A 26,478-nucleotide genomic window follows, 5' to 3' on the forward strand; every position below is an offset into this window, starting at 1 on the left:
GCCCAATCCCCCGGCGCCGGCTGCCGAATCAGCCCGTGGCCGTCACCCCGGGGCGGGCAGCCCGTCGTGGAATCGCCGTGGGCCAGTGCGCGAGGGCGGCCGTCGCGGCGTACCAGGCGACCGCTCCCGCCGCGACGGCGAACCAGCCGCCGGCCTCGGCGAGACCGTCGTTCCCGGCGAAGTCCGCCACGGCGAGCAGGACCAGGGAGACGAGGAACAGCCCGTAGGTGCCCCTGGCGAGCTGGTCGGCGGCGGTCACCGTGAGGGTCAGCGCGACCAGGGCGAAGAGCAGCAGGAACAGGCCGGCGGCGTTCGCGGAGACCTGGGCGCCGGCCGAGACGGCCCAGGTGAACCAGAGGGCGCCGACCGCCGAGAAGGCCGTACCCGAGACGGTGTCGCGGTCGCGGAAGGCCACCAGGCCGACGAGGAAGAGGGCGACTCCGCCCACGTACCGGGCGATCGGCACGGCGTCGGCCGCCGTGACGCCGTCGATGAGGCCGGTGAACCCGAGGCCGACGGCCAACAGGGTGACACCGAGGGCGAGTCGACCGACGACAGTGGTGCCGCTTCCCGCAGAGACGTCGTTGTCCACGGCGGGGCTCCCTTCATGCGTGCGCGCTGGTGCGATGCACGGGTTATGCCCTTCACAAGGGCACGAACCACCTCTACGCGCGAGTAGTTTCCCGCGCCGCACAAGGGAGTTGGAGTCGCCCAGGGCTCATCCCACCTGGGCCGGGGGCGAGTTAGGGAATGACGACGACGGGCCGCTTCGCCCGCTTGGCGAGCCGCCCCGCGACCGACCCGAAGATCCGCCCGACGAGGCCGTGCGTCGAACCGACCACGATCGCGTCCGCCGCGTACTCCCGCCCCACCTCTTCGAGTTCATGGCAGATGTCGCCGCCGCGCTCGACCAGGATCCAGGGCACCTCGGCCAGGTACTCGGCGCAGGCCAGCTCCAGACCGAGCACCTCGGTGCGGTGGTCCGGCACGTCCACGAAGACCGGCGGCTCGCAGCCCGCCCACACCGTGGTGGGCAGCCGGTTGGCGACATGGACGATGATCAGGCCCGCGCGGGAGCGGTGCGCCATGCCGACGGCGTACGCCAGGGCCCGCTCGCTGGACGTCGATCCGTCGAAGCCGACGACGACGCCGTGCTGGAAAGCGGGATCACAGGAGGGGCGTGCCTCTTCCGCCGCCAGGGGGTCGGCCGCCGTGTGATCGGCGACCGGCCGCTTGCGGTCCGCTGGTTCGAAGAATTCGTGACCGGCCATGGCTGTCTCGGCGTGTCGATCCTTATACGGGTGGGACGAGCGTGAGCGGCGGAGCGTGTCCGGGAATCATCTTCCCAACCCCATACCCTCAAGGGTACGGCGCCACGCCTCCAGGGCCCAGTCCCGCCCACGGTCCGTGGGGGTTTCAGGGAGCATGCACGAGGGGCCGCCCGTAACGCAATGGTTGCTGCCCCGTACAGGCGGTTCGCACAGGATTCACCTACCCGCCGGGCATCCGATGAGTGACCGACCGGTCGAACAGGCGTTGAACCCCCCGAACCACCCCCCAGGGAGGAGCCCGCCCCATGCCCTCATCCCGCCCGACCCCCGAGGCTCACGCAGGCGACGACAGGACGACGGACCTGATCCGCTGGGCGGCCTTCAGCTGTGTCCTCGTCCCGGTGGTTCTCCTCTGGTACGGCACCTCGCTGGCCGGAACCGCCGGCACCGCCGTCGGCCTGGCCGCCGTCACCGCCGTCTGCCGGCTACTGCTGCGCCGCTCCGAGCGGTGCGCGCCCCGGCTCCTCGACGAGGAGCACCCGTCGCACGCGCCGCACCGGGGAGGCCGCCACCGCACCGGGACGGGCTCGCACCGTGGTGGTCGTCACAATGACCGAAGGTCACCGGTCGGTTGACCGGTTTTCACGCACATGCCCGCATCTTTTCAGCCAACTTCCGGATACCGCACATCCCTTGCCGCAACCACCCCCCTCCCCCCGTTCGACCTGCACGGAAAGGCCCTCAGGGGGGCTGCGCACCCTACGTGGATTGGCCACTGCGCCGAGGCGCACTTCCCCGCACGGCCCACGAGTGCAACGCTTCGTGATCGAATGCTTCACGCCAAGTTGCCATGTCGACAATGTGCCGGGTGACGAACTGGCCACTCCGGCATCTCGCGACACAGTAGATTCGATCTTGACTGTCTACGGCGGGGGACTCGTGCAGGACCGAGGGGAAACGTGCAGGAGCGACACAACCGAGGAGCCGCGACCACCGAGGGGGGCTTAGCAGGATGAGCCACGACTCCACTGCCGCGCCGGAAGCCGCGGCCCGGAAACTTTCCGGGCGACGCCGCAAGGAGATCGTCGCGGTGCTGCTGTTCAGCGGCGGCCCCATCTTCGAGAGTTCCATTCCACTGTCGGTGTTCGGGATTGACCGCCAGGACGCCGGCGTGCCGCGCTACCGACTGCTGGTGAGCGCGGGCGAGGACGGCCCGCTGCGGACCACAGGGGGCCTGGAACTCACCGCGCCACACGGCCTGGAGGCGATATCGAGGGCAGGCACGGTCGTCGTGCCGGCCTGGCGCTCGATCACCTCCCCGCCACCGGCGGACGCGCTCGACGCACTGCGTCGGGCGCACGAAGAGGGCGCCCGCATCGTGGGCCTGTGCACCGGCGCGTTCGTGCTGGCCGCCGCAGGTCTGCTGGACGGCGGCCCGCGACGACACACTGGATGTACGCACCGACGCTGGCCAAGCGCTATCCGTCGGTGCACGTCGATCCGCGCGAGCTGTTCGTCGACGACGGCGATGTGCTGACGTCGGCGGGGACAGCGGCCGGAATCGATCTCTGTCTCCACATCGTGCGGACGGACCACGGAAACGAGGCGGCCGGCGCACTGGCCCGCCGGCTCGTGGTCCCGCCGCGCCGGACAGGCGGCCAGGAGCGCTACCTCGACCGGTCTTTACCGGAGGAGATCGGCGCCGACCCCCTCGCGGAGGTCGTCGCCTGGGCGCTGGAACACCTCCACGAACAGTTCGACGTGGAGACGCTGGCCGCCCGCGCGTACATGAGCCGGCGGACGTTCGACCGTCGCTTCCGGTCACTGACCGGCAGCGCGCCGCTGCAATGGCTGATCACCCAGCGGGTGCTTCAGGCGCAGCGGCTGCTGGAGACGTCGGACTACTCCGTCGACGAGGTCGCGGGACGGTGCGGGTTCCGCTCGCCCGTCGCGCTGCGCGGGCACTTCCGGCGACAGCTCGGGTCTTCACCGGCCGCCTACCGGGCGGCCTACCGGGCACGGCGGCCGCAGAGCGAACGGGTGCCTCCGGCGGAGAGTGAGGCGGCTCCCGCCGTCGCCGCGGGGGGTGCGGGCGGGGTGTCCCCCGCCCTGCACTCCGAAGCCGCGGGGGTGCCACCGCAGATCAGGCGGACCGCGGGAGCGGGGGCGGTCGGCTCCGCCTCGGCGCCCACGAGCCCGGTGGACGCGTACGCCGGGTCCCGGGGCGGGCTGCCGGGGCAGCGCAGCGGGATGTGAGGAGTGGGCGGCGGTGGGCGGTTCCTCAGACCACCGCCGCCCCTTCCCGTTCCCGTCCCCCACTACGCGGGGGAACGGATCGGGGCACGTCACCCTTAGGGTGGTCGCATGAACGATCGCATGGTGTGGATCGACTGCGAGATGACCGGCCTCTCGCTGTCCGACGACGCGCTCATCGAGGTTGCCGCCCTCGTCACCGACTCCGAGCTGAACATCCTCGGCGAGGGTGTGGACATCGTCGTACGGCCGCCGGACGCGGCCCTGGAGACGATGCCGGAGGTGGTGCGTCAGATGCACACCGCGTCCGGGCTGCTCGACGAGCTGGCGGGCGGCACGACCCTCGCCGACGCCGAGGAGCGGGTCCTCGCCTACATCCGCGAGCACGTGAAGGAACCCGGCAAGGCCCCGCTGTGCGGGAACTCCGTCGGCACCGACCGCGGCTTCCTGGTCCGGGACATGCCGACGCTGGAGAGCTACCTCCACTACCGGATCGTCGACGTGTCCTCCATCAAGGAGCTGGCCCGGCGCTGGTACCCGCGGGCGTACTTCAACAGCCCGGAGAAGAACGGCAACCACCGCGCCCTCGCCGACATCCGCGAGTCCATCGCGGAGCTGCGCTACTACCGCGAGGCCGTCTTCGTACCGCAGCCCGGACCGGACTCCGACACCGCCAGGACGATCGCCGCGAAGCACGTCCTGCCCGCCGGATAAAAGGCGTGCGCGAGCACCCCTTCGGACCCTGTACACTTTTTCTCGGCCGGTAGGGAGACCACAAAGTCGACTGCCGGGCATGGTGGGTGTAGCTCAGCTGGTAGAGCACCTGGTTGTGGTCCAGGATGCCGCGGGTTCAAGTCCCGTCACTCACCCTGAGTAATCAGCCGGTGACCTTCTCGAAAGGTCACCGGCTGATTCGTTTCCTCCCGGGAGTGCGCCGACCATGCAGCCCCAGCCCCAGCTCCTCGTCTCGGACCGGCTCGACCTCGTCCCCCTCCGCGCGGACCAGGCGCGGGAGATGGCCGGCGTCCTCTCCGACCCGGCCCTGCACACCTTCGTCGGCGGCTCCCCCAGCACGCCGGAGGCTTTGCGCGCCCGCTACGAGCGGCTCGTCGCCGGCTCTCCCGACCCGGCCGCGACCTGGTGGAACTGGGTGCTGAGGCTGCGGGAGAGCGGCCGTCTCGTGGGTACCGTCCAGGCCACCGTCACCGGGGAGGGCCGTCTCGCGGAGATCGCCTGGGTGGTGGGGACGCCGTGGCAGGGGCGGGGCCTCGCCACGGAGGCCGCCCGGACACTCGTCGACGGGCTGCGCGAGCAGGGCGTCCGTACGGTCGTCGCGCACATCCACCCCGAGCACCACGCCTCGGCCGCGGTGGCCGCCGCGGTCGGGCTCGCGCCGACCGGGGAGGAACAGGACGGCGAGATGCGGTGGCGGCTGGCGCCAGCGACCTGAAGGGCGCGTCGCGCAATTCCCGTCCGCCGGGCGGTGCCTGGCACGCCCTATGGCCTGTCGTTCGGATCACGCCGCAGACGCGGGGTCCGGCACGCGCATCCGCCGTGTCGTCGTCGGTTGCCGACGCTCCGCGTCGACGCCCTCCTCCGCCTCGCGGCCGCACGCAGCAGACCCCGCTCACCGGCACTGAACAGCGCTGTCGACCTCCCCTGCGACCTGATCCGAACGACAGGCCTCAGGCGGACGCCCGCGTCATCAGTTCCGTGGCCAGGACCACCTGGCGTCGCTCCAGGCCCCGTGACACCGCCGGGCGGCTGTCCGCGATCTCCGTGAGAAGCAGGTCGAGCATGCGGCGCCCCATCTCCTCGATGGGCTGGCGCACGCTGGTCAGCGGCGGGTCCATGTGGCGGGCTATCGCCGAGTCGTCGTAGCCGACCAGCGCCACGTCGTCCGGGATACGGCGGCCCGCGTCGCGCAGGGTCTGGCGGGCGCCGGCCGCCATGACGTCGGAGCCGGCGAACACCGCGTCGAGGGCGGGGCTGCGGGCCAGCAGCTCGCGCATCGCCCGCTGGCCGCCCTCCTCGGTGAAGTCACCCTGCACGATGAGGAGTTCGTCCACCTCGTGGCCCGCGGCGAGCAGGGCGTCGCGGTAGCCGTCGACGCGCCGCTGGGCGCCGTACACGTCGAGGCGGCCGGTGATGTGGGCGATGTGCCGGCAGCCGCGGGCCAGCAGGTGCTCGACGGCCGAGCGGGCGCCGCCGTAGTTGTCGGAGTCGACGGACGGGAGCGTCTCCGCGGCGGAGCGGGGGCCGCTGATCACGGCCGGGATCTCCAGCTGGGCGATGAGGTCGGGCAGCGGGTCGTCGGCGTGCACGGAGACCAGGAGGACGCCGTCCACGCGGTGGGCGGCCAGGTACTGGGCGAGGCGCTGACGCTCCCGGTCGCTGCCCGCGAAGATCAGCAGCAGCTGCATCTCGGTGTCGGCGAGTTCCGCGCCCACTCCGCGCAGGATGTCGGAGAAGTACGGTTCGGCGAAGAAGCGGGTCTCCGGCTCGGGCACCACGAGGGCGATCGCGTTCGTGCGGTTGGCGGCGAGGGCGCGGGCGGCGGTGTTGGGGACGTAGCCCAGCTCGGCGACCGCGGCCTCGACGGCGGCGCGGGTGGCGTCGCTGACCCGGGGCGAACCGTTGATCACGCGGGAGACCGTGCCCCGGCCGACGCCGGCGCGTGCCGCCACCTCTTCGAGGGTCGGCCGGCCACCGCTCCGTCCCCGCGTACCGTGGCTTGCCATGGGCCCCGCCTTCCCGCCGTCATCGTCGCACTGGCCTGGAATCTAACAGTCCTGACCGCTCGCCCCACTGCTCCAGGGGTGGCCGCCCCCGGCCGAAAAGCACCGTCGCGGCGAGTTAGCTAACAGCCGGATAACTGAACGCATCTCTCCGCGCCCCCACCCTTGACACCCTCGCCGGAACCGACGACTCTTCAACACATCACCTGTGGGAGCGCTCCACGGTACCTGACACATACACAACCCGCACGTTCCCCGCCCGAGCCGCAGCTGGAAACTAACGGGCCCAACAACGCAGTTGGCCGGGGGGTCGGCACGTCAGGGCAACAGGAGGACGTAATGCGAGCACGTACCCGAACCTCCCGTCGGGTGGTAGTCCTGGCGACTGTCGCCACGATGGGCACAGGACTGCTGGCCGGCTGTGCCGACGACGGCGGCGACAAGGCCTCCGACGGTTCGTCGTCCGGCGGTGGCAAGGGCAAGACCACGATCACCATGGGGCTCTTCGGCACGATGGGCTTCAAGGAGGCCGGTCTCTACGCCGAGTACGAGAAGCTGAACCCGAACATCAAGATCGCTGAGAACGTGATCGAGCGCAACGAGAACTACTACCCCGCGCTCGTCAACCACCTGACCACCAACAGCGGTCTCCAGGACGTCCAGGCCGTCGAGGTCGCCAACATCGCCGAGGTCGTCGCCACCCAGGGCGCGAAGCTCCAGGACCTGTCCAAGGTCTCGGGCGTGGAGAAGGGCAACTGGCTGGACTGGAAGTGGTCACAGGCCACGACCAAGGACAGCAAGACCGTCGGTCTCGGCACCGACGTCGGCCCGATGGCTCTCTGCTACCGCACGGACCTCTTCCAGCAGGCCGGTCTGCCGACCGACCCGGCGGAGGTCGGCAAGCTGTGGGCGGGCGACTGGAACAAGTTCATCTCGGTCGGCGAGCAGTACAAGAAGAAGGCTCCCAAGGGCACCTTCTTCATGGACTCCCCCGGCGGCCTGCTGAACGCCGTTCTCAGCAGTGAGAAGGAGAAGTTCTACGACTCCTCCGGCGAGGTCATCTACAAGTCGAACCCGGCCGTCAAGGCGGCTTTCGACCTGACCGCGAAGGCCGCCGAGCAGGGCCTCGTGCAGGCGCAGACGCAGTTCCAGCCGGCCTGGGACACCACGATCGCGAACAGCAAGTTCGCGACGGTGGCCTGCCCGCCGTGGATGCTCGGCACCCTCAAGGGCAAGTCGAAGCCGGAGTCCCTCGGCAAGTGGGCCGTCGCGGTCGCCCCGAAGTCCGGCAACTGGGGCGGCTCCTTCCTGGCCGTGCCCTCCAGCGGCAAGAACGTGAAGGAAGCCGAGAAGCTGGTCGCCTGGCTGACCGCGCCCGAGCAGCAGGCCAAGCTGTTCAAGGTGCAGGGCTCCTTCCCGAGCACGCCGAGCGCGTACACCATGCCCGAGGTGACCGGCGCCAAGAACGAGATGACCGGTGACCTCAACATCGGCACCATCTTCGCCGAGGCCGCGAAGGCCGCGCCGGTCCAGGTGATCGGCCCGAAGGACCAGATCATCCAGCAGGGTCTGACCGACAACGGCGTGATCCTGGTGACGAAGGGCAAGTCGCCTGAGGAGGCCTGGAAGACGGCGACCAAGACCATCGACAACAACCTGGACAAGTGACCCGTATGGCCACCCACGACACCGCCGCGCCCCCCGCCAAGGAGGGGGGCGCGGCCCCGGGCCGACCGCCCGCCGGCCCCACGGGGGCGGAACGGCGTCGGGCCCGGCTCTCCCGCCGCTGGCAGCGGGACATGCGCTGGAGCCCGTACGCCTTCGTCTCACCGTTCTTCCTGCTGTTCCTGGCGTTCGGCCTCTTCCCGCTGATCTACACCGGCTGGGCCTCGCTGCACCAGGTGGAGATGACCGCACCCACCGACATGCACTGGGTCGGACTGCGCAACTACACGCGGATCTTCGACGACGACTTCTTCTGGAACGCGGCGAAGAACACGCTGACGATCGGCATCATCTCGACGGTGCCGCAGCTGCTGATGGCGATGGGCCTCGCCCACATCCTCAACTACAAGCTGCGCGCCTCGACCTTCTACCGGGTCGCGATGCTCGCCCCGTACGCGACGTCCATCGCGGCCGCCTCGCTCGTCTTCGTGCTGCTGTTCGGGCGCGACTACGGCATGATCAACTGGGCGCTGGACTTCGTCGGGATCGGTCCGATCGACTGGCAGAGCGACAAGTGGCCCTCGCAGATCGCGGTGTCCACGATCGTCATCTGGCGCTGGACCGGCTACAACGCGCTGATCTACCTGGCGGCGATGCAGGCGATCCCGCAGGACCTGTACGAGTCGGCGGCGCTGGACGGCGCGAGCCGCTGGAAGCAGTTCATCCACGTGACGCTGCCGTCGCTGCGCCCGACCATCCTGTTCACCGTCGTCGTCTCGACGATCGGCGCGACCCAGGTGTTCGGCGAGCCGCTGCTGTTCGACGCCAACAAGGGGGCGTCGGGCGGTTCCGAGCACCAGTTCCAGACCCTGGGTCTGTACCTGTACGAGCAGGGCTGGGTCAACCAGCACCTGGGCCGTGCCTCCGCGATCGCCTGGACCATGTTCCTGATCCTGATCGTGGTCGGCATCGTCAACTACGTCATCTCGCGCCGGCTGCGCGCCAGTAGTTAGGAGTACGGCCGTGACGACGACGACTTCCATGACACCGCCCTCATCTCCGCCGGATACGACTGTGAAGAAGCCCGGCCGTATGCGGCGGCCCAAATCGGCGCGGGCCGGCGGGCAGATGCACGCGGGGCCGATCGCGTACGTGATCCTGGCCCTGTTCACCATCGGCTCGCTGTTCCCGCTGGTGTGGACGGCGATCGCCGCCTCCCGCGACAACAACCGGCTGGCGCAGACACCGCCGCCGTTCTGGTTCGGCGGGAACCTTCTGGACAACCTGGACATCGCCTGGAACGACGCCAACCTCGGCGAGGCGTTCTTCAACACCACGATCGTGGCGGGCACCTCGGCGGCGACCGTCGTGTTCCTGTCCACGATCGCCGGGTTCGCCTTCGCCAAGCTGAAGTTCCGGGGCCGGGGCGCGATGATGCTGATCGTGATCGGCACGATGATGGTGCCGCCGCAGCTCAGCGTGATCCCGCTGTACATGATGGTCGCCAAGCTGGAGTGGACCGACCAGCTCCAGGCGGTGATCCTGCCGTCGCTGGTCAGCGCGTTCGGTGTGTTCTTCATGCGGCAGTACCTGATCCAGGCGCTGCCGGACGAGATCATCGAGGCGGCCCGGGTGGACGGCGCCAGCAGTTGGCGCGTGGTGTGGCACGTGGTGTTCCCCGCGGCGCGCCCCGCGATGGCGGTGCTCGGCATGCTGATGTTCGTGCAGACCTGGAACGACTTCCTGTGGCCCTTCCTGGTGCTGAGCCAGACCGGAAACCCGACCGTGCAGGTCGCGGTCGCGGGCCTCGGCCGCGGGTACACCCCCGACCAGTCCCTGATCATGGCGGGCGCCCTGCTGGGCACACTGCCGCTGCTCCTGGTCTTCGCGATCTTCGGCAAGCAGATCGTGGGCGGCATCATGCAGGGCGCGGTGAAGGGCTGATGGGGCGCTCGGCGGGGGTGGTGGGCGGGAGTGTCGGCCTTGCACGGTCCGGTGCGCTCGCTGATTCCGGTGGGCCAGGCAGTGCGGGTGACCTCCGACGGTCCGGTGGGGCTGGTGGGCCTGACGGCGTTGCCGGCCTCCTCGAGACCGGTGGGCCAGGCAACGCCAGTGACCTCCGACGGTCCGGAGGGGCCGGTGGGCCGTGTGAGGGTCGCGCCCCGGGCGGGGTGGACGCCCTCGCCGGTGACTGTGATCGCGCGGGGGCGACAGCTCCGTCGGTGGCCGCCTCCGGGTGGGGTTACGCCTCCGCCGGGTCCAGGGTCCGCAGCGGGCTGAGACCCTCGCGGGGCCGACGCCCGGGCGGGGTTGCGACCCTCGCCGGTCGCAGGTCCGGGCGGGACTGACACTTCCGCCATTCCGACGTCCGCCGCGGGACCCACACCCCCGCCAGTTCCCACCTCCGTGCGGGACCCACACCCCGCCGGTCACCACCTCCGTGCAGGGCTGAGAATCCGCAGGTCCAGGATCCGTGGGACCGATACCCCGCCGGCCCAGCGTCCGCGCAGGGCTGACAACCCCGTCCGGCCCAGTGTCCGTGCGGGGGTGACACCCCCGCCGATGCCGCGTCCGACGGGGGCCGGGTCACCGCCGCCCCGGCCCCCTCCGTACCTCTTCCCCATCCTTCGTCGGTCTCGACGACCTCGACGACCACTCATGGGAGCGCTTCCATGCCTGAGTCCGCACAGACGGCCAACCCTGTGACCTTTCCTCCCGCCTTCCTCTGGGGTGCGGCGACATCCGCGTACCAGATCGAGGGGGCGGTGCGGGAGGACGGCCGCACGCCCTCCATCTGGGACACCTTCAGCCATACGCCCGGCAAGACCGCCGGTGGCGAAACGGGTGACATCGCTGTCGACCACTACCACCGCTACCGCGACGACGTCGCGCTGATGGCCGAGCTGGGCCTGACCGCGTACCGCTTCTCCATCTCCTGGTCGCGGGTCCAGCCGACCGGCCGCGGCCCGGCGGTCCAGGTGGGGCTGGACTTCTACCGCCGCCTGGTCGACGAGCTGCTGGCGAAGGGCATCAAGCCTGCCATCACCCTCTACCACTGGGACCTCCCGCAGGAGCTGGAGGACGCGGGCGGCTGGCCGGAGCGGGACACCGCGTACCGCTTCGCCGAGTACGCGCAGATCGTCGGCGAGGCCCTCGGCGACCGCGTGGAGCAGTGGATCACGCTCAACGAGCCGTGGTGCAGCGCCTTCCTGGGGTACGGCTCCGGAGTGCACGCCCCCGGCCGCACCGACCCGGCGGCGTCGCTGAAGGCCGCGCACCACCTCAACCTGGCGCACGGCCTGGGCACCACCGCCCTGCGTTCGGTGATGCCGACCCGCAACTCGGTGGCGATCAGCCTCAACTCCTCGGTCGTCAGGCCCCTTTCGCAGACCCCGGGAGACCTGGCGGCCGTCCGCAAGATCGACGACCTGGCCAACGGCGTCTTCCACGGTCCGATCCTGCGCGGCGCGTACCCCGAGACGCTCCTCACCGCGACCTCCAAGGTCACCGACTGGTCGTACGTCCTCGACGGCGATCTGCGCGCCATCCACCAGCCGTTGGACGCGCTGGGCCTCAACTACTACACGCCCACCCTGGTCTCGGCGGCGGACGCCGACCCGACGGCACCGCGGGCGGACGGCCACGGCGCCAGCGACCACTCCCCGTGGCCGGGCGCGGAGGACGTCGCCTTCCACCAGACGCCGGGCGAGCGCACCGAGATGGGCTGGACGATCGACCCGACGGGCCTGCACGACCTGATCATGCGGTACACGAAGGAGGCCCCGGGCCTGCCGCTGTACATCACCGAGAACGGCGCGGCCTACGACGACAAGCCCGACTCCGACGGCCGCGTGCACGACCCGGAGCGGATCGCCTACCTGCACGGCCACCTCCGGGCCGTGCGCCGTGCCATCGCGGAGGGCGCGGACATCCGCGGCTACTACCTGTGGTCGCTGATGGACAACTTCGAGTGGGCGTACGGCTACGAGAAGCGGTTCGGCGCGGTGTACGTGGACTACGCGACCCTCGCCCGCACTCCGAAGTCGAGCGCCCTCTGGTACAGCCAGGCGGCCCGCACGGGAACCCTCCCGGCGCTGGAAACCGCCTGACCGATAGACCCCCGGGGTGGGGATCCCGGGAGAACGGGGGAACAGGGGAAGGGGCGCGGCACGCCGTGGGGGCGTGCCGCGCCCCGCCCTGTGGGGGGAGGCGGTGGTCAGCGGCCGGCGGCGAACGCCTTCGTGAACGCGTTCGGGGCCTGGGTGATGGAGCTGCACGTCGCGTCCGCGGTGTTCTTCGGGGACGGGCACTGCTTGTCGCGGGTCGCGGACCACATGGAGAGCCAGCCGAGCCCCCTGGCCTTGGCGAAGGCGGCCAGCTGGGTGGCGTCCTCGACCGTGAAGATCTCGGAGGCGACGTCGTTCACACCGATCATCGGGGTGACGGCGACGGTCTTCCAGGCGGCGGTGTCGGAGAGGGCCAGCACGCTCTTGATCTGGGCCTGGGTGGCGGTGGCCGCCTGCTCGGCGTAGGTGCCCATGTCGCCGCTGTAGGCGGGGCCGTAGTCCATGGCCATGATGTTGACGGTGGTGATCCTGACGCCGTTGGCCTTGGCATCGGCCAGCAGGTTCACGCCGTCCTGGGTGAGGCCCTCGGGCATGACGGGGAGGGTGAAGGAGACGTCCAGGCCGGGGTGCTGCCGCTGGAGCGTGGCGATGGCCTGGGCGCGGCGGGTGTTGGCGGCCGTGTTCGGCAGTGCGCCGCCCTCGACGTCGAAGTCGACCTTGGTGAGCCGGTAGGCGTCCACGACCTTTCCGTAGGCGGCGGCCAGCGCGTCGGCCGAGGCGCAGGTGGTGCCGAGTTCGGAGCCGGCCGCGCCGCCGAAGGAGACACGGACGTCGCCGCCCCGGGCGCGCAGGGCGCCTATCTGGGCGGCCACGGCGTCGCTCGCGAGGTCGGTGACGCCGCCCCACTTGGGCGTGCAGCCGCCGCCGTCGGTGACGAAGGCGAGGTTGTAGTCCTTCACACCGGTCGCCGTCGCGGCGGCGAGGAGGTCGAAGGCGGGGAAGAGGGAGGTGTCGACGTAGGGGGCGAAGGCGGCGGAGGTGGGGGTGCCGGAGCCGGGGGTCCCCGAGGGTGAGGGGGAGGCGGTGGCCGTCCGGCTCGGGGTCGCGGTGGCCGTCGGGGTCGGGGAGGGGGGCGCGGTCCCGGTCGGGCGTCCACTCGGTTCGGGAGTCGCGCCGCCGTCCCCCGCACAGGTGGCCTCGTCGATGAGACAACCGGCCGGGTCCGCGGTGCCGTCGACGACGAAACCGACGGTGACGGACTCACCGGCGGCCAGGCCGTCCCGGTCCCACGCGGGCGGCTTCACCGTGATGTGCTGTCCGCTGACGCTGGACTCGGCGTTCCACAGCGAGCTGAGCTTCGACCCGGCCGGCAGGTCGAACTCCAGCGTCCAGTCGGTCTTCGCCCCGCCGCTGTTGTTCGTGACGACGTACTGCGCGGTGTACCCGGTCGACCAGTCGCTGGTCCTGGTGTACGCGGCTCCGATCCCGGCAGCCTGCGCGGTGCCGGTGAGGAACACGGCGCCACCACCCACGGCCGCCGCGGCGACCACGCTCCCGATCAGCTTGGTCCTGGTTCTGACGGTGCGCCGGTGGGTGCTCATCACGTGCCCTGCCTTCACTGCTCACGGGGGTGGGGTGCGGCAGCACGCTAGCGGTCACGAATCGGGCAAACCGCCTGACAGGGACGGGTGTTGCGGATCTTAGGGCGCGCTTAAGGAAGGGATCGGGACCGGTTAAAGGTGACGGCCCGTCTGCCCTGCCGACGCCTTCGCACCGCGCCCCGGTGTCCCCTGCGCTCCGGCTCCCGCCCGTCGAGCTGGATCCAGATCCGCACCTCGGTGCCGCCCAGCACGGACGAGCCGATGCGGACGTCCCCGCCCGTCGACTCCGCGAGCCGGCGCACGATGTCCAGCCCGAGCCCGGTCGACCCGGCGCTCCCGGAACCCCGGCCGCGGGCCATCGCCGCCTGGGGGTCGGGTATGCCGGGGCCCGCGTCCGAGACGAGGACGATCACGGCGTCCTCGCCGTTGTGCAGGTCGACGGCGAAGGCGGTGCCCTCGGGGGTGTGCCGGAAGACGTTGCCGAGCAGCGCGTCCAGGGCGGCGACCAGGTCGGCGCGGACCACGGGTATGCGCACCGGCCGGTCGGCACCGGCCACCCGCACCTTGCGGCCCTCGTCCTCGGCGAGCGCCGACCAGAACGTCATCCGTTCCCGGACGACCTCGGCGGCGTCGCATCCCGCGCCGGGTCCGGCGGCCGCGGTCTGCGGCTTGGCCTCGCGGGCGGTGCGGATGATGGTGTCGACCTCGTGCTCCAGCTGGGCGACCGCGGCGCGGGTCTGTTCGGCGGCCGGGGAGTCCCCGAGCGAGGCCGCGTTGAGCCGCAGCACGGTCAGTGGTGTGCGCAGCCGGTGGGAGAGATCGGCGGCCAGCTCCCGCTCGTTCGCCAGGAGTTGGACGACCTGGTCGGCCATGGAGTTGAACGCGACCGCCGCCAGCCGCAGTTCGTTCGGCCCCTCCTCGGGTACGCGTGCGCCCAGCTTCCCCTCCCCCAGTTCGTGCGCCCCCTCGACCAGCCGCCGGGCGGGCTGCACCATGCGCACGCCCAGCCGGTCGGCGACAGCCACCGAGCCGACGACCAGTGCGGCACCGACCGCGGCGAGCACTGCCCAGGCCGTCCCCACGCCGTTGCTAACCTCGGACTCGGGGACGTACACCTCGACGACGACGGTGCCGAGGCTCAGCGCGACGGGCTGGAGCAGGGCGGAGCCGCCGGGCACCTCGGCGGTGGAGGCGCGGCCCAGCTCGCGGACGGCCGCGATGTCGGCGGCGGTGGCGCGCGGGCGGCCGAGGTCGAGGGCCTGCCGGTCGCCGCCTGCCGGGATGTGTACGGCCATGCCGTCGTCGGAGCCGGCGGAGGCGACGACCCGCTCCAACTGGTCGCGGTCGGTGGTGATGGACAGCGCGGGGACCACGACGGCGGCCTCCCGCTCGGCGTTGGAGAAGGCGCGGTCGCGGGCCATCTCCTTGATGACCAGACCGAGCGGCACGGCGAAGGCGACCACGACCATCGTGGTGACCGCCAGACACACCTTGACCAGGGCCCACCTCATCGCGGCGGCTCCCCGGCGGGCGGCGCGGCGGGCGGCTCCAGCTTCACGCCGACGCCGCGCAGGGTGTGCAGGTAGCGCGGGCGGGCCGCCGTCTCGCCCAGTTTGCGGCGCAGCCAGGACAGATGGACGTCGATGGTCTGGTCGTCGCCGTAGGACTGCTGCCAGACCTCGGCGAGCAGTTCGCGGCGCGGGACGACGACGCCGGGGCGTCCGGCGAGGAAGGCGAGCAGGTCGAACTCGCGGCGAGTGAGGTCGAGGCGGGTGCCGTCCAGGTCCGCCTGGCGGCGCAGCGGGTCGACGGTCAGACCGCCGACGCGCAGCACGCTGGACGGCGGTGCCTCACCGGCACCGGAGCGGGAGCGGCGCAGGACGGCCGCCATGCGCGCGGAGAGGTGGTCCACCGAGAACGGCTTGGTCAGATAGTCGTCCGCGCCCGCGTTGAGCAGCCGGACGATCTCCGTCTCGTCGTCGCGGGCGGTGGCGATGATGACGGGGACGTCGGTGATGCCGCGCAGCATCTTGAGGGCCTCGGAGCCGTCCAGGTCCGGCAGTCCGAGGTCCAGGATGACCACGTCGAAGCGGAAATGGGCGACCTCGCGCAGCGCCTCCAGTGCCGTACCGACGCTGCGCACGGTGTGCGAGGCGTCGGTGAGGTGCCGGATGAGCGCCGAGCGGACGAACTGGTCGTCCTCGACCACGAGAACACTTGCCATGCGCCGCAACCTACGCCATGCGGCGCAGGCCGATTCCGGCCTGTGGACAACTCCGCTTCTGTGGACAACCGGTGGCACACCCGTGCGACACCGGTGGGGCGGGTGAGGCAGGATGGCCCGCGATGCGCAGAGGACTCGTACACGTACTGGCCTGGACCCTCGCCACGGGCGCGGCGGTCACGCTGTCGTGGTGGGGTGTCCACACGGTCATGGCGGGCACGGCGTACGACCCGCCGCGCGCCCTGCCGCTGACGGCGGGCGACGCGAAGGCGCAGCGGTCGGAGCCACCGACGGCCTCGGCCACCAGCCGCTCCGCGTCGACGCCTCCCCGGCCGTCCTCCTCACCCTCGCCCTCGCCCTCCCGCACCACCGACGGCCGCGAGTCCGGCGGCCCGGCGGCCTCGTCCCCCTCCGCGGCGACGGCTCCCGCCGACCCCTCCGGCCGTCCGGACCGTCCGGCCAGGTCAAGAGCTACGACACCGACGGCGGGCGGGTGGTGTTCGACCTGGGGAAGACCTCGGCGTCGCTCGTCTCGGCCACGCCGGGCGCGGGCTGGTCGATGCAGGTGTGGAAGACGGAGTCCTGGATCCGGGTGGAGTTCGCCTCGGGCGCGGACCGCGTGTCGGTGTTCTGCACCTGGCACGACGGACCGCCGCGGGTGGAGGTCGGCACCTACTGAGCGCGCCCTGGGGCCTGTCGTTCGGATCCGACCGCAGGACATCAACGGTGCTGTTCAGCGCGGTGAGCGGGGTCTGGTGCGTGCAGCTGCGAGGCGGAGGAGCGCGTCGACGCGGAGCGTCGGCAACCGACGACAACGCGGCAGATGCGCGTGCCGGGCCCCGCGTCCGCGGCGTGATCCGAACGACAGGCCCTAGCGGAAGACCGACGGCGGCGGGGCCGGTGATGCCACCGCCGAGGCGTCGACGACCGCTGCGGCCCCGCCCGTGAAGTCGGTGAGGTCCTTGCCGTGCTCGACGCGGCCGGGGTGCGGGTCGGAGGCGGCCCTGCGGGTCAGTTCGGCGGTCGGCAGCGGCAGGTCGGAGGCGACCAGGACGGCGTTGCCGAACCGCTTGCCACGCAGCACGGCGGGGTCGGCGACCAGGGCGAGTTCGGGGAAGCGGGCGGCGGCGGTGGCGATCTGGCCGCGCAGATGCGCGAGCGGCGGGCCGTCGGCGAGGTTGGCGGCGTAGAGGCCGCCGGGTCCGAGGGCCCTGCGGACCTCGTCGAGGAACTCGGTGGAGGTCAGGTGCGCGGGGGTGCGGGCCCCGCTGAACACATCGGCGATGACGAGGTCGGCCCACCCGTCCGGCACCTTGCCCAGCCCTTCGCGCGCGTCGGTGGACCGCACCCGGATGCGGGCGCCGGGGTCCAGGGGCAGCTCGCGGCGGACGAGCTGGACGAGGCTCGCGTCGCGTTCGACGATCTGCTGGGTGGAGCGGGGGCGGGTGGCGGCGACGTACCGGGCGAGGGTGAAGGCACCGCCGCCGAGGTGGAGGACGTGCAGCGGCCTGCCCGCCGGGGCGGCGAGGTCGATGACGTGGCCGAGCCGCCGCTGGTACTCGAAGGAGAGGTGGCCGGGGTCGTCGAGGTCCACGTGCGACTGGGGCGCTCCGTCGATGAGCAGCGTCCAGGCCCTCGCCCGGTCGCGGTCCGGGACGAGCTGGGCGAGCCCGCCGCCGACGGCCTCGCTGACGGTCGCGTCGCTGTCGCGTTCGCGCCGGGAGTTCCTGGACCTTGCCATGGAGGCATTTTCGCAGGGGGCGAGCAGTGCCGCCGACCGGCATCCGTCAGCGGCACCCCGCGGACCAGGAGCCGCACGGTGGCACGCGCCGACCACCGCAGCCGCACGGTGGCACGCGCCGACCACCGCAGCCGCTCGGTGGCACGCGTCGACCACCGCGGCCACTCGGTCGGAGGCGCCGACCACCGCAGCCGCCCGGTGGACGCACCGCCTACCGGCAGCTGTCCGCCGCCTTGATGAGCCGTGCCGCTTCGCCCAACGCCCGCTGGAGCACGGCCGGGTCCGTCGCGAGGTCGGCCTCGCCGGGCGGGAGCAGCCAGTCCGAGCCCTCGACGGGCGGCTCGGGGGCGAGTCTCAGTCCCCGTCCGTCGGTCTCCGTGCAGGTGCTGCCCGGGACGTCCCAGGCGGCGGCCGTGCCCGGCGGGACCAGGAAGGCGAGGGTGCCGTGCCCGTAGTCGTGGAGTACGGGCCCCACCGCGTCGCCGGCTCCGCGGCGCAGGATGTCGACCGCCTCCAGCCCCTGCCGGGTCGGCACGGTCACCAGATCGCATGCCGTCCCCGACGACACGAGGGGATCGACGCTCCGGCTGGTCTCCACTCCCGGCCTCCCTCACGCGGTCACTGTGCAAGTCCACCGGGTTCAACGCGGCGGACCGTCAACGGCTACGCGAAAGTCCGCCGCGAAGGATGGCAGTTCATGGCAGATCGTGGATGACATATCCGGTTTGTAGCCAAACACCGCGTGGCGGACCAACCACAGAAGGTACGTTCATGCCCGCCGGAAACAGGGCGATCACACCGATGAGTCGGTCAACTCACACTGCTTCCGGCATGGTTCGACGGTTCGCACGAGAGGACCCGGCCATGGCGTCGTCACTGGTGACCCCACCTCGGCCCGACCGGCCGGCACGGCCCAATCTCGCCTTCCGGCGGCTGCGCGGACAGCGCTCGCCGGCCGAGTTCGCCGCGCTGGTGCGACGGGCCGCGCGCGAGATCGGGGAGCGGGTGAGCTGCGACGCGCGCTATGTCGGCCGCGTCGAGGCGGGGGAGATCCGCTGCCCCAACTACGCGTACGAGCGGGTGTTCCTGCACATGTTCCCCGGCCGCACACTCACCGATCTCGGGTTCGCGCCCCGCTCGTCCGTCCGCGGGCGGGGGGCGCGCGCACCCGAGGACGCGCCGGATTCCCATCCCGCGTTCCGGGAACGCACCACGGGTGACGTGCCGGACACCGGTGAGACACGCGGGGCGTACGAGCCGTATGACACGCAGGACCCGTACGACACGCACCACAACGACGAGGAGAGCGACGTGCTGCGTCGCGCATTCATGACCGGCGGGGGTGCCACCGTGGCCGCCGCCTCCCTGGGCCCCCTGGGGCTCGCCCTGGACGCGTCCGCGGCGGACCGCCCGGTGCGGCGCGCCGGGACGGGCGAGGCGAGCGCCCTGGAGGAAGCGGTCCGCAGGATCCGGCTGCTGGACGACCGGCACGGCGCCGACGGGCTCTACCGGCGCGCGGCGACACCACTGCGCGCCGCGTACGCGCTGCTGGACGCCGGAGCGGTACGGCAGGCGACCGCCGACCGGCTCCACTCGGGCGCGGGTGAACTGGCCATCTCCGTGGGCTGGCTGGCACACGACTCGGGCCGGTTCGACGACGCCCGCTCGCACTACGCGGAGGCGCTCGCGACCGCCCGGATGACCGGTGACCAGGCGCTGGAGGCGCACGCCTTCTGCAACACGGCGTTCCTCGCGCGCGACGCGGGCCGCCCGCGCGAGGCCGTCCGGGCGGCCCAGGCAGCCCAGCGGGTCGCCGGCCAGCTGGGCTCCGCCCGGCTGATGTCGCTGCTCGCCCTGCGCGAGGCGGGCGGCTGGGCGGGGCTCGCCGACCGCACCGGCTGCGCACAGGCCCTCGCGCGTGCCCACGCCCTGTACGAGCGGGGCCCCTCGGACGCCGACCCCGAGTGGATGAGTTTCTACGGCGAGGCCGAGCTGGAGGGCCTGGAGGCGCAGTGCTGGTCCACGCTCGGGGACTGGCCGCGGGCGGCCCGGCACGCGCGGCGGGCGGCGCGGCTCCAGGATCCCCACTTCACGCGGAACATCGCCCTGTACACCGCCGAGCTGGCGGACGACCTCGCGCGCGGGGGGCGGCCCGACGAGGCGGCCACGGCCGGGATGCGCGTGCTGGATCTGCTGGACCAGGTGCAGTCGTCGCGGATCCGGACGATGCTCGCGGGCACGGCCCGGGTGCTGCTCCCGCACCGCCGGGCTTCCGGCGTGTCGGAGTTCCTGGAGCGACACGCCTCGGCCCCGCGCAAGGCGTGACCACCGGGCGGCCCGGTGCTAGCCCGACCGTGCCGTCCGCGTTACCCCGACAGTGCCGTCCGGCCCTAGCCCGCCAGGTGCCCCAGGTCGTTCCAGCTCTCGATCGCCGGGTCCCCGTACGCCCAGCCCAATATGGACAGCGACGTCGGGTTGAGGCGTATGCGGGCCGCGAAGTCCAGCGGCAGGCCCAGCCACCGTGCCCCGATCGAGCGCAGGATGTGCCCGTGGGCGAACACCAGCACGTCCCGGTCCGCCGACCGCGCCCATGCGACGACCTCGTCCGCGCGCGCGGTGACCTCCGCGAGGCTCTCCCCCTCCGGCACGCCGTCGCGCCAGATGAGCCACCCCGGCCGGTGGCCTGGATCTCGGCGGGGGTCAGGCCCTCGTAGGCGCCGTAGTGGAACTCCATGAGCGTGTCCCACGGCGTGGCCCGCTCACCGAAGCCGGCGAGTTCGCAGGTCTCACGCGCGCGTGCCAGCGGGCTGGTACGGATCTCGACGTCGGGGAGGCCGTCGAACGGCGCCCGGTGCAGCCGCTCGCCGAGCAGCTTGGCGCCGCGCCGGCCCTCTTCGAGCAGGGGCACGTCGGTCCTGCCGGTGTGCTTGCCGGACAGCGACCACTCCGTCTGTCCGTGCCGGGCCAGCAGGATGCGCGGTGCCATGAGAACCCTTCCGGGGAGTTTCGGGGCTGAACACCTCCATCATCGCGCACCCCGCGCAGGGGCAACCCGGGGGGCGATCTCAGCGTCTTTGACTGCCGGGGGCGTACGGAATCGGGCGCCGGCCCAGGCCGTAAAGTGGCACCTCCGTGCCATCGGCGCCGCAGCTACACGAAGGGGGAGGCGATCGGATGCCGCAGACCGAGACACCAGGCATCGAGGCGGCTCCGCCCAGGCTGCGCTGGTGGACGGAACTGCCCCTGATAGTGCTGGTGTACGCCTGCTACTCCGCGGGCCGGCTGCTCGCGCGGGGCGACGTCACCAGTGCCGTCGACCACGGGCTGGCGATCCTGCGGATCGAGAAGGTCCTGCACATAAACGCCGAGCACCCGCTGAACCGGCTGTTCCGGACCGAGGCGTGGATCGGGGTGCCGGCCGACTTCTGGTACGCGTCGCTGCACTACATGGTCACCCCGGTGATCCTGGTCTGGCTGTTCCGCACCCGCGCCGTGCAGTACCGGGCGGCCCGCACCTGGCTGATGACGTCGACGTTCATCGGTCTGATCGGCTTCACCCTGCTGCCCACCTGCCCGCCCCGGCTGCTGTCCGCGAGTCACGGCTTCGTCGACACGATGGCCCAGTACAGCTCCTACGGCTGGTGGGGCGGCGAGGCGAGCGCCCCGCGCGGGCTCGGCGGCATGACCAACCAGTACGCGGCGATGCCGAGCCTGCACGTCGGCTGGGCGCTGTGGTGCGGGGTGATGCTGTGGCGGCACGGCGGCACCCGGGCGGCGAAGACGGCCGGCGTGGTCTACCCGCTGGTGACGACGATCGTCGTGATGGGCACCGCGAACCACTACTTCCTCGACGCGGTGGCGGGCGCCGCCGTGATGGGCGCGGGACTGCTGCTGGCGCCGCTGGTGACGCGCCGCGCCGACCGGGTCGCGGGCTGGATGGCGGGGCGGTTCCCGTTCGTCCCGGTGGCCGCTCGGGGCACGGAGACCTCGATTGTCAGTGCCGGATGCCAGACTTCCCCGGGTGAGCGAATTCCACGGCAGCGCGAGTCACGGTTCGGGCCCGGAGCCGAGCCGGGTGCCACCCCCTCGGACGCGGAGGACGGCGCTCCGGCAGCGGCTCGCTGACCTGCGCGGACCCGACGTACCGGCCAAGGCCCTGGACGCCCGCGCCCTCGCGCGCTCGCGGCGAACCCGGGATGCAGCCGGCGCGCGATCCTGGACGGCGCCGGGGTGGACAAGGCGGCACTGGCCGGCGCCCTGGGCTCACCCTCGGCGTTCGGCCAGTCCCAGTTCGCCCTCACGCGCGGCAACGCGTTCGAGGCGAAGGTGAAGGCCGACGGCGGCGCCGACCTGCTGCGCCTGGTGCACGAGAAACTCGACCCGCGCGCGGAGCCGCCCACCGGGGCGAGCGTCCCGGACCTGTCGGCGATCGGCCCCGAGGGCCGTACGGCGCGGACCGCGCTGGCCCTGCGCGAGGCCGGACAGGCGTCCGGCACCTGGACCCTCCTCGACCATCCGATGCTCGCGCTGGACGTCGCGGGCTCCCCGGCGTTCCTGGAGCCGGACGCGGTCGTGGTGCACCCGGACGGCAGCTGGTCGGTCGTGGAGATCAAGTCGTTCCCCCTGCTGGACGGCTCGGCGGACCCGGCGAAGGTCGGCGCGGCCGCCCGGCAGGCCGCGGTGTACGTGCTGGCGCTGGAGGCGGTCGCCGCCCGCCTCGACCCCGTGCCGCGGGTGCGCCATCGCGTCCTGCTGGTCTGCCCCAAGGACTTCTCCAACCTACCCGCCGCGTCCGCCGTGGACATCCGCAAGCAGCGCGCCGTCACCCACCGCCAGCTGGCCCGGCTCACCCGTATCGAGGAGATCGCCGACGCCCTCCCGGACGGCACCTGCTTCTCGCCCGAGCTGCCCCCCGAGCAGCTCACGGCGGCCGTCGAGGCGGTCCCCGCGGCGTACGCGCCCGAGTGCCTGGCCGCCTGCGAGCTGGCGTTCCACTGCCGGAACCGCTCCCGCGCGGCCGGCGCGGTCACCGCCCTGGGCCGCCCCGTCCGCGCCGAGCTGGGCGGCCTCACGACGGTCGGGGACGTGCTGGCCGCCGCGCGCGGCGAGGCCGGCGACCCCGACGACCCGGCGGTGGCGGCCCTGCGCCGGGCGGCCCGGCTGCGCGACGAGGCCCTGGGGGCGATGTGTCGCTGATCGCCACCCTCGCCCGCCTCGAGGCCGTCTCCACCGGCCGCGCCCGGCCCACCGCCACCGTCCGCCACCGGCATCTGTCCGAGCGGCCGCTGGTGTTCGTGCCGTTGACCACCGCCGGTGAGGCCGGTGCCCCGCTCGGCGCCCTCGTCGGCTCCGACCGGGACGCGCCCCGGCTGCTCGTCGTGGCGCAGCCGCGCGACCGCGACCTGCGGTTCGCGTTCCTCGCCGAGCTGGCCGACATCGTCCTGCCGTACATCGACTCCTACGCCGACGCCGTCGAGGCCGCCGAGCGCAGTGAGACCGACCCGGAGACCGGCAAGCGCGTCAAGGTCGAGGTCGAGCTGTGCTCCGACGCGCCCCAGCTGATCGTCCCGAGCCGCGCCGGCGTCGAGTACGTCCGCCTCCTGGGCCGCTCCATGCGCTTCCGCCGTACGGCGGAGCAGGACCCGCAGACGCCGTATCCCGCGCCGCCGCGCGTGCCGTTGCTCGGGCGGTGGCTGACGCACTTCGGGGAGCGGTCCCGGGTGCCCGGCTCCTCGCTGCTGCTGGCGCTGACGGAGGTGCTGGGCCGGCACTGGGCGACCGGCCAGTCCAGTCTGGAGGACCAGCATCTGGGGGCGCTGCTGGCCTGGATCGCCCCGCCCGGGGGTGACGGCGGAGCCGAGGCCGCGCTCCGCGCCGAGCTGGCACGCGACGACAAGGGCCAGTTGCTGTGCCCGCCGGCCGGTCCGGCGACCGACCCGGCGTTCGACAACAAACTGCTCGCCCCGGCCATCGAGCGCTACGACCGCGCGCGTACCGCCCTGGCCGCCGCCGAGGACGGTCTCCAGGCCGACGACCGGCTGGGCGAGCTGACCGCCGCCGAGCGGGCGATCCACGAACTCGTGCTGAGCCGGACCCTGCCCACCTGGGAGAAGGTGTGGCAGGGCCTCGACCTGCTGCGGGAGCTGCCCGAGGGGGCGCACGTCGAGGAGCGGTGGACGCGCGACCGCTGGTCGTTCACCGGCCACCGCGACCGGGTCGTGGCGGGCGAGCCCCCGCAGCCGCGCCGCGACGACGCGGTGACCGCCGCCAACAAACTGGCCACGCGCGAGCGGGAACAGGGCCGGCTGGACGCGCAGGAAGCGCTCGACGACCCGCTGGTGATGGCGGGGCGGCGGCTGGCCGGGGAGGCGTTCGCGGGCGAGGTCGTCGACGTGGTCATGACGTACAGCGAGGGCAAGCGGCCCAGCCCGCGCCCGCTGGTCACGGTCCGCACGGACGACCGGACGCATCTCGGGGAGCGGGCCAGGGTGTTCCGGTCGCTGGGCGGGAAGCCGCAGGCGGCGGAGTTCGTGCGGCGGGCCGACCCTGACGGGGCGGGCGGGGAGGACGGCCCGGAGGACGAGAGCCTGCTGGTGCTGCGGATCGTCGACAAGATGGGCCGGGGCAAGGAGCCGGAGGAAGGGTCCGTGCCCGAGAAGGGCGACCGGGTGTGCTTCACCCTGTTCGAGCACGAGCAGCGCGGCGGCGCGAAACTGCCCGACCCGGAGGACACGCCGTGGACGCACGGCGGGCCGCCCGGGGAGCCGGTGCCCGAGACCGCCGATTCCGTCACCGAGGAGGACACCCTGTGACCATCGAGGCCGTCTTCGACGCCGGTACGGCCGCCACCCGCGCCACCGACGCGATCCTCCGCGACACGCTGCACGGCACCGCGCGCGGGGTCGTCGTCGACTCCCCGCCCGGCGCCGGAAAGTCCACGCTCGTCGTCCGTGCCGCGCTCGAACTGGCGGACGCGGGGCGCCCGCTGATGGTGGTCGCGCAGACCAACGCGCAGGTCGACGACCTGGTGCTGCGGCTCGCCGAGAAGAACCCCGAACTGCCGGTGGGCCGCCTGCACAGCAGCGACACCGACGCGTACGACAAGACGCTGGACGGCCTGCCGAACGTACGGAAGTCGGCGAAGGCCGGTGACCTGGCCGGGCTGCCGGTCGTCATCTCCACGGCGGCGAAGTGGGCCCATGTGAAGACCGACGAGCCGTGGCGGCACGCGATCGTGGACGAGGCCTACCAGATGCGCTCGGACGGGCTGCTGGCCGTGGCCGGGCTGTTCGAACGGGCGCTGTTCGTGGGCGACCCGGGGCAGCTGGACCCGTTCGCGATCGTGGGCAGCGAGCAGTGGGCCGGCCTGTCGTACGACCCGTCGGCCTCGGCGGTGTCGACGCTGCTGGCGCACAACCCGGACCTGCCGCAGCACCGGCTGCCGGTGTCCTGGCGGCTGCCGGCGTCGGCGGCCCCGCTGGTCTCGGACGCCTTCTACCCGTACACGCCGTTCCGCAGCGGCACGGGTCCCGGCGACCGCGCGCTGTCCTTCGGCGTGCCCTCCGACGGCTCCGGGCCCGACCGGGTGATCGACGAGGCGGCCGAATCGGGCTGGGGCCTGCTGGAACTGCCCGCCCGGCACACGCCCCGCACCGACCCGGAGGCGGTACGGGCGGTCGCCTCGGTCGTCCGCCGCCTCCTGGACCGGGGCGGTGCGGCCACCTCCGAGCGCTCCCCCGCGCCGACGCCGCTGACCGCCGACCGGGTCGCCGTCGGCACCGCGCACCGTGACCAGGCGGCGGCGGTGCGTGCGGCGCTGGCCGAGCTGGGCGTCACGGAGGTCACCGTCGACACCGCCAACCGCCTCCAGGGCCGGGAGTACGACGTCACGGTGATCCTGCATCCCCTGTCCGGCCGGCCCGACGCCACCGCCTTCCACCTGGAGACGGGGCGTCTGTGCGTCCTCGCCTCCCGGCATCGCCACGCCTGCATCGTCGTCTGCCGAGCGGGGGTCACCGACCTGCTGGACGCCTACCCGTCGACCGAGCCGGTCCAGCTGGGCACGGCCGTGAAGTTCCCGGACGGCTGGGAGGCGAACCACGCGGTCCTGGCCCACCTGGCGGAACACCGGGTGGGCTGGAGACCGTGAGGGACCGGCGCGCCGCCACCCCGCGGTGCTTCTCCCGCCCCCGCCGCCCCTTCCCGTCCCGACCCTGGGGGCTGCGCCCCCAGCCCCCCTTTCGGCGCTCCGCGCCTCGCCCTCGAACTCCCGCGCCGGCCCGTTTCGCCCCGGGCGGAGACGGGGCCTCGAACGCCCGACAGGTCGAGTGGCCCCGGGCGACGGAGACGGGTTCGGGGGCGCGGAGGCTCGTTCTCGAACTCCGGACGGCTCGAGGTGGCTTGGATGGGCCGGTGGCTGGGGAACATCGCCGGGGGCGGATGGCTTGAGAAGGCCGGGCCCCGGCCCCCTTGCGTCGTCGGGGGACAATGGAGGGTGGTCCGCTTGCCGGTGGTGCCATCACGACCGTACGAGGAGGAGAAGACATGGCGGAGCACACGCCGGGTCGGAACGAACCGCGGCTACGCCCCGCGCCCCTGCTCTTCGAGCCCGCCGAGGCGGCCGGCGATCCGGAGCACTTCTTCGACCTGGAGTCGATAGACGATCCCGGGGCACTGCTGACGCGTGCCACGGAGCTGACGCAGGCCTTCCGGGCGGCGGCGGACCGGGCGATGGAGTTCCAGGCCATGGCGGCGGCCCAGCTCGCCGACCCGCGCCGGTTCGACCGGCTGACGGCCGCGGACATCGCGGACCGGGCCGAGTGGACCGAGGACTACGCGAAGAAGATGGTCGAGTTCGGGCGGGACCTGATGCGGGGCGACATCGAGGGACTCGGACACGCCGACCCCGTGTGACCCGG

General features: G+C 72.6%; 20 protein-coding genes, 1 tRNA gene and 4 pseudogenes. 16 read left to right on the forward strand and 9 right to left on the reverse strand.

All coding sequences use genetic code 11. The annotated features are described in order from the left end of the window. Positions 1–28 precede the first annotated feature (28 nt). Both BM536_RS12975 and BM536_RS12980 read right to left on the reverse strand, forming a co-directional pair. Positions 29–592 (reverse strand): GPR1/FUN34/YaaH family transporter, encoded by a 564-nt coding sequence (locus tag BM536_RS12975; protein WP_073491967.1) that lies wholly within the window; start codon positions 590–592, stop codon positions 29–31. 151 nt (positions 593–743) lie between these two features. Further along, complete coding sequence (locus BM536_RS12980) at positions 744–1,271, reverse strand: universal stress protein (protein WP_073491968.1); 528 nt, start codon at positions 1,269–1,271, stop codon at positions 744–746. Between the two features lie 305 nt (positions 1,272–1,576). Between BM536_RS12980 and BM536_RS12985 the strand changes: the two genes are divergently transcribed. From BM536_RS12985 to BM536_RS13005, 5 genes and pseudogenes are all read left to right on the forward strand, one after another. Then, entirely contained in the window at positions 1,577–1,906 is a 330-nt protein-coding gene (locus BM536_RS12985) for a hypothetical protein (RefSeq protein ID WP_073491969.1), read from the forward strand. A 377-nt stretch (positions 1,907–2,283) separates the two neighbouring features. Then, positions 2,284–3,527 (forward strand): annotated as a pseudogene (locus tag BM536_RS12990) (helix-turn-helix domain-containing protein). Positions 3,528–3,635: 108 nt separating this feature from the next. Beyond that, positions 3,636–4,238 carry an oligoribonuclease gene (gene orn, locus BM536_RS12995; RefSeq protein WP_073491970.1) on the forward strand — a complete coding sequence of 201 codons (603 nt, stop codon included), beginning with the start codon at positions 3,636–3,638 and terminating at the stop codon, positions 4,236–4,238. An 82-nt stretch (positions 4,239–4,320) separates the two neighbouring features. Then, positions 4,321–4,393, forward strand: a tRNA-His gene (locus BM536_RS13000). A gap of 71 nt (positions 4,394–4,464) precedes the next feature. Next, on the forward strand, positions 4,465–4,974 hold the full coding sequence (locus tag BM536_RS13005) for a GNAT family N-acetyltransferase (protein WP_073491971.1): 510 nt from the start codon (positions 4,465–4,467) through the stop codon (positions 4,972–4,974). A 235-nt stretch (positions 4,975–5,209) separates the two neighbouring features. On the opposite strand, the gene BM536_RS13010 is transcribed toward BM536_RS13005, so the two are convergent. Then, entirely contained in the window at positions 5,210–6,265 is a 1,056-nt protein-coding gene (locus BM536_RS13010) for a LacI family DNA-binding transcriptional regulator (protein ID WP_073493127.1), read from the reverse strand. 336 nt (positions 6,266–6,601) lie between these two features. On the opposite strand from BM536_RS13010, the gene BM536_RS13015 reads away from it, so the two are divergent. From BM536_RS13015 to BM536_RS13030, 4 genes are all read left to right on the forward strand, one after another. Beyond that, positions 6,602–7,930: an ABC transporter substrate-binding protein gene (locus BM536_RS13015; protein ID WP_073493129.1), complete on the forward strand. Its 1,329-nt coding sequence runs from the start codon at positions 6,602–6,604 to the stop codon at positions 7,928–7,930. A 5-nt stretch (positions 7,931–7,935) separates the two neighbouring features. Next, positions 7,936–8,940, forward strand: a complete 1,005-nt coding sequence (locus tag BM536_RS13020) for a carbohydrate ABC transporter permease (RefSeq protein ID WP_094102949.1) — start codon at positions 7,936–7,938, stop codon at positions 8,938–8,940. A 28-nt stretch (positions 8,941–8,968) separates the two neighbouring features. Continuing rightward, complete coding sequence (locus tag BM536_RS13025) at positions 8,969–9,871, forward strand: carbohydrate ABC transporter permease (RefSeq protein ID WP_073493131.1); 903 nt, start codon at positions 8,969–8,971, stop codon at positions 9,869–9,871. Between the two features lie 728 nt (positions 9,872–10,599). Next, positions 10,600–12,036 (forward strand): GH1 family beta-glucosidase, encoded by a 1,437-nt coding sequence (locus BM536_RS13030; protein ID WP_073493134.1) that lies wholly within the window; start codon positions 10,600–10,602, stop codon positions 12,034–12,036. Between the two features lie 107 nt (positions 12,037–12,143). Here BM536_RS13030 and BM536_RS13035 read toward each other — a convergent pair whose 3' ends face one another. The 3 genes from BM536_RS13035 to BM536_RS13045 form a co-directional block, all read right to left on the reverse strand. Further along, positions 12,144–13,595 carry a glycoside hydrolase family 18 protein gene (locus BM536_RS13035; protein WP_094102950.1) on the reverse strand — a complete coding sequence of 484 codons (1,452 nt, stop codon included), beginning with the start codon at positions 13,593–13,595 and terminating at the stop codon, positions 12,144–12,146. Between the two features lie 110 nt (positions 13,596–13,705). Next, positions 13,706–15,106 carry a sensor histidine kinase gene (locus BM536_RS13040; protein WP_094102951.1) on the reverse strand — a complete coding sequence of 467 codons (1,401 nt, stop codon included), beginning with the start codon at positions 15,104–15,106 and terminating at the stop codon, positions 13,706–13,708. After that, entirely contained in the window at positions 15,103–15,819 is a 717-nt protein-coding gene (locus tag BM536_RS13045; protein WP_094102952.1) for a response regulator transcription factor, read from the reverse strand. Before BM536_RS13045 ends, BM536_RS13040 begins: the two co-directional genes overlap by 4 nt. A 122-nt stretch (positions 15,820–15,941) precedes the next feature. Between BM536_RS13045 and BM536_RS13050 the strand changes: the two are divergent. Further along, a pseudogene (locus BM536_RS13050) lies at positions 15,942–16,498 on the forward strand (hypothetical protein). Positions 16,499–16,690: 192 nt separating this feature from the next. Here BM536_RS13050 and BM536_RS13055 read toward each other — a convergent pair. Next, entirely contained in the window at positions 16,691–17,560 is an 870-nt protein-coding gene (locus BM536_RS13055) for a spermidine synthase (RefSeq protein WP_094102953.1), read from the reverse strand. Positions 17,561–17,771: 211 nt separating this feature from the next. After that, positions 17,772–18,158 carry a hypothetical protein gene (locus BM536_RS13060; RefSeq protein WP_073493146.1) on the reverse strand — a complete coding sequence of 129 codons (387 nt, stop codon included), beginning with the start codon at positions 18,156–18,158 and terminating at the stop codon, positions 17,772–17,774. 266 nt (positions 18,159–18,424) lie between these two features. Here BM536_RS13060 and BM536_RS13065 point away from each other — a divergent pair, with 266 nt between their 5' ends. After that, a complete protein-coding gene (locus BM536_RS13065) occupies positions 18,425–19,885 on the forward strand; it encodes an NsdA family TPR-like regulatory protein (protein WP_094102954.1) in 1,461 nt (486 codons plus the stop codon). Positions 19,886–19,950: 65 nt separating this feature from the next. On the opposite strand, the pseudogene BM536_RS13070 reads toward BM536_RS13065, so the two are convergent. Then, a pseudogene (locus BM536_RS13070) lies at positions 19,951–20,546 on the reverse strand (histidine phosphatase family protein). A gap of 188 nt (positions 20,547–20,734) precedes the next feature. Here BM536_RS13070 and BM536_RS13075 point away from each other — a divergent pair. From BM536_RS13075 to BM536_RS13095, 5 genes and pseudogenes are all read left to right on the forward strand, one after another. Next, positions 20,735–21,685, forward strand: a complete 951-nt coding sequence (locus BM536_RS13075) for a phosphatase PAP2 family protein (RefSeq protein ID WP_073493151.1) — start codon at positions 20,735–20,737, stop codon at positions 21,683–21,685. Then, positions 21,636–22,756 (forward strand): annotated as a pseudogene (locus BM536_RS13080) (hypothetical protein). Before BM536_RS13075 ends, BM536_RS13080 begins: the two are co-directional and overlap by 50 nt. Beyond that, complete coding sequence (locus BM536_RS13085; protein ID WP_073493183.1) at positions 22,747–24,372, forward strand: hypothetical protein; 1,626 nt, start codon at positions 22,747–22,749, stop codon at positions 24,370–24,372. Before BM536_RS13080 ends, BM536_RS13085 begins: the two are co-directional and overlap by 10 nt. Positions 24,373–24,374: 2 nt before the next feature. Next, the gene (locus tag BM536_RS13090; RefSeq protein WP_094103118.1) at positions 24,375–25,709 is read left to right on the forward strand and encodes an AAA domain-containing protein; all 1,335 of its coding nucleotides are present in this window, start codon (positions 24,375–24,377) and stop codon (positions 25,707–25,709) included. 395 nt (positions 25,710–26,104) lie between these two features. Beyond that, positions 26,105–26,473 carry a hypothetical protein gene (locus BM536_RS13095; protein WP_073493156.1) on the forward strand — a complete coding sequence of 123 codons (369 nt, stop codon included), beginning with the start codon at positions 26,105–26,107 and terminating at the stop codon, positions 26,471–26,473. Positions 26,474–26,478: the final 5 nt, after the last annotated feature.

It is taken from the genome of Streptomyces phaeoluteigriseus (assembly GCF_001896135.2).
GTDB classification, from domain to species: domain Bacteria; phylum Actinomycetota; class Actinomycetes; order Streptomycetales; family Streptomycetaceae; genus Streptomyces; species Streptomyces phaeoluteigriseus.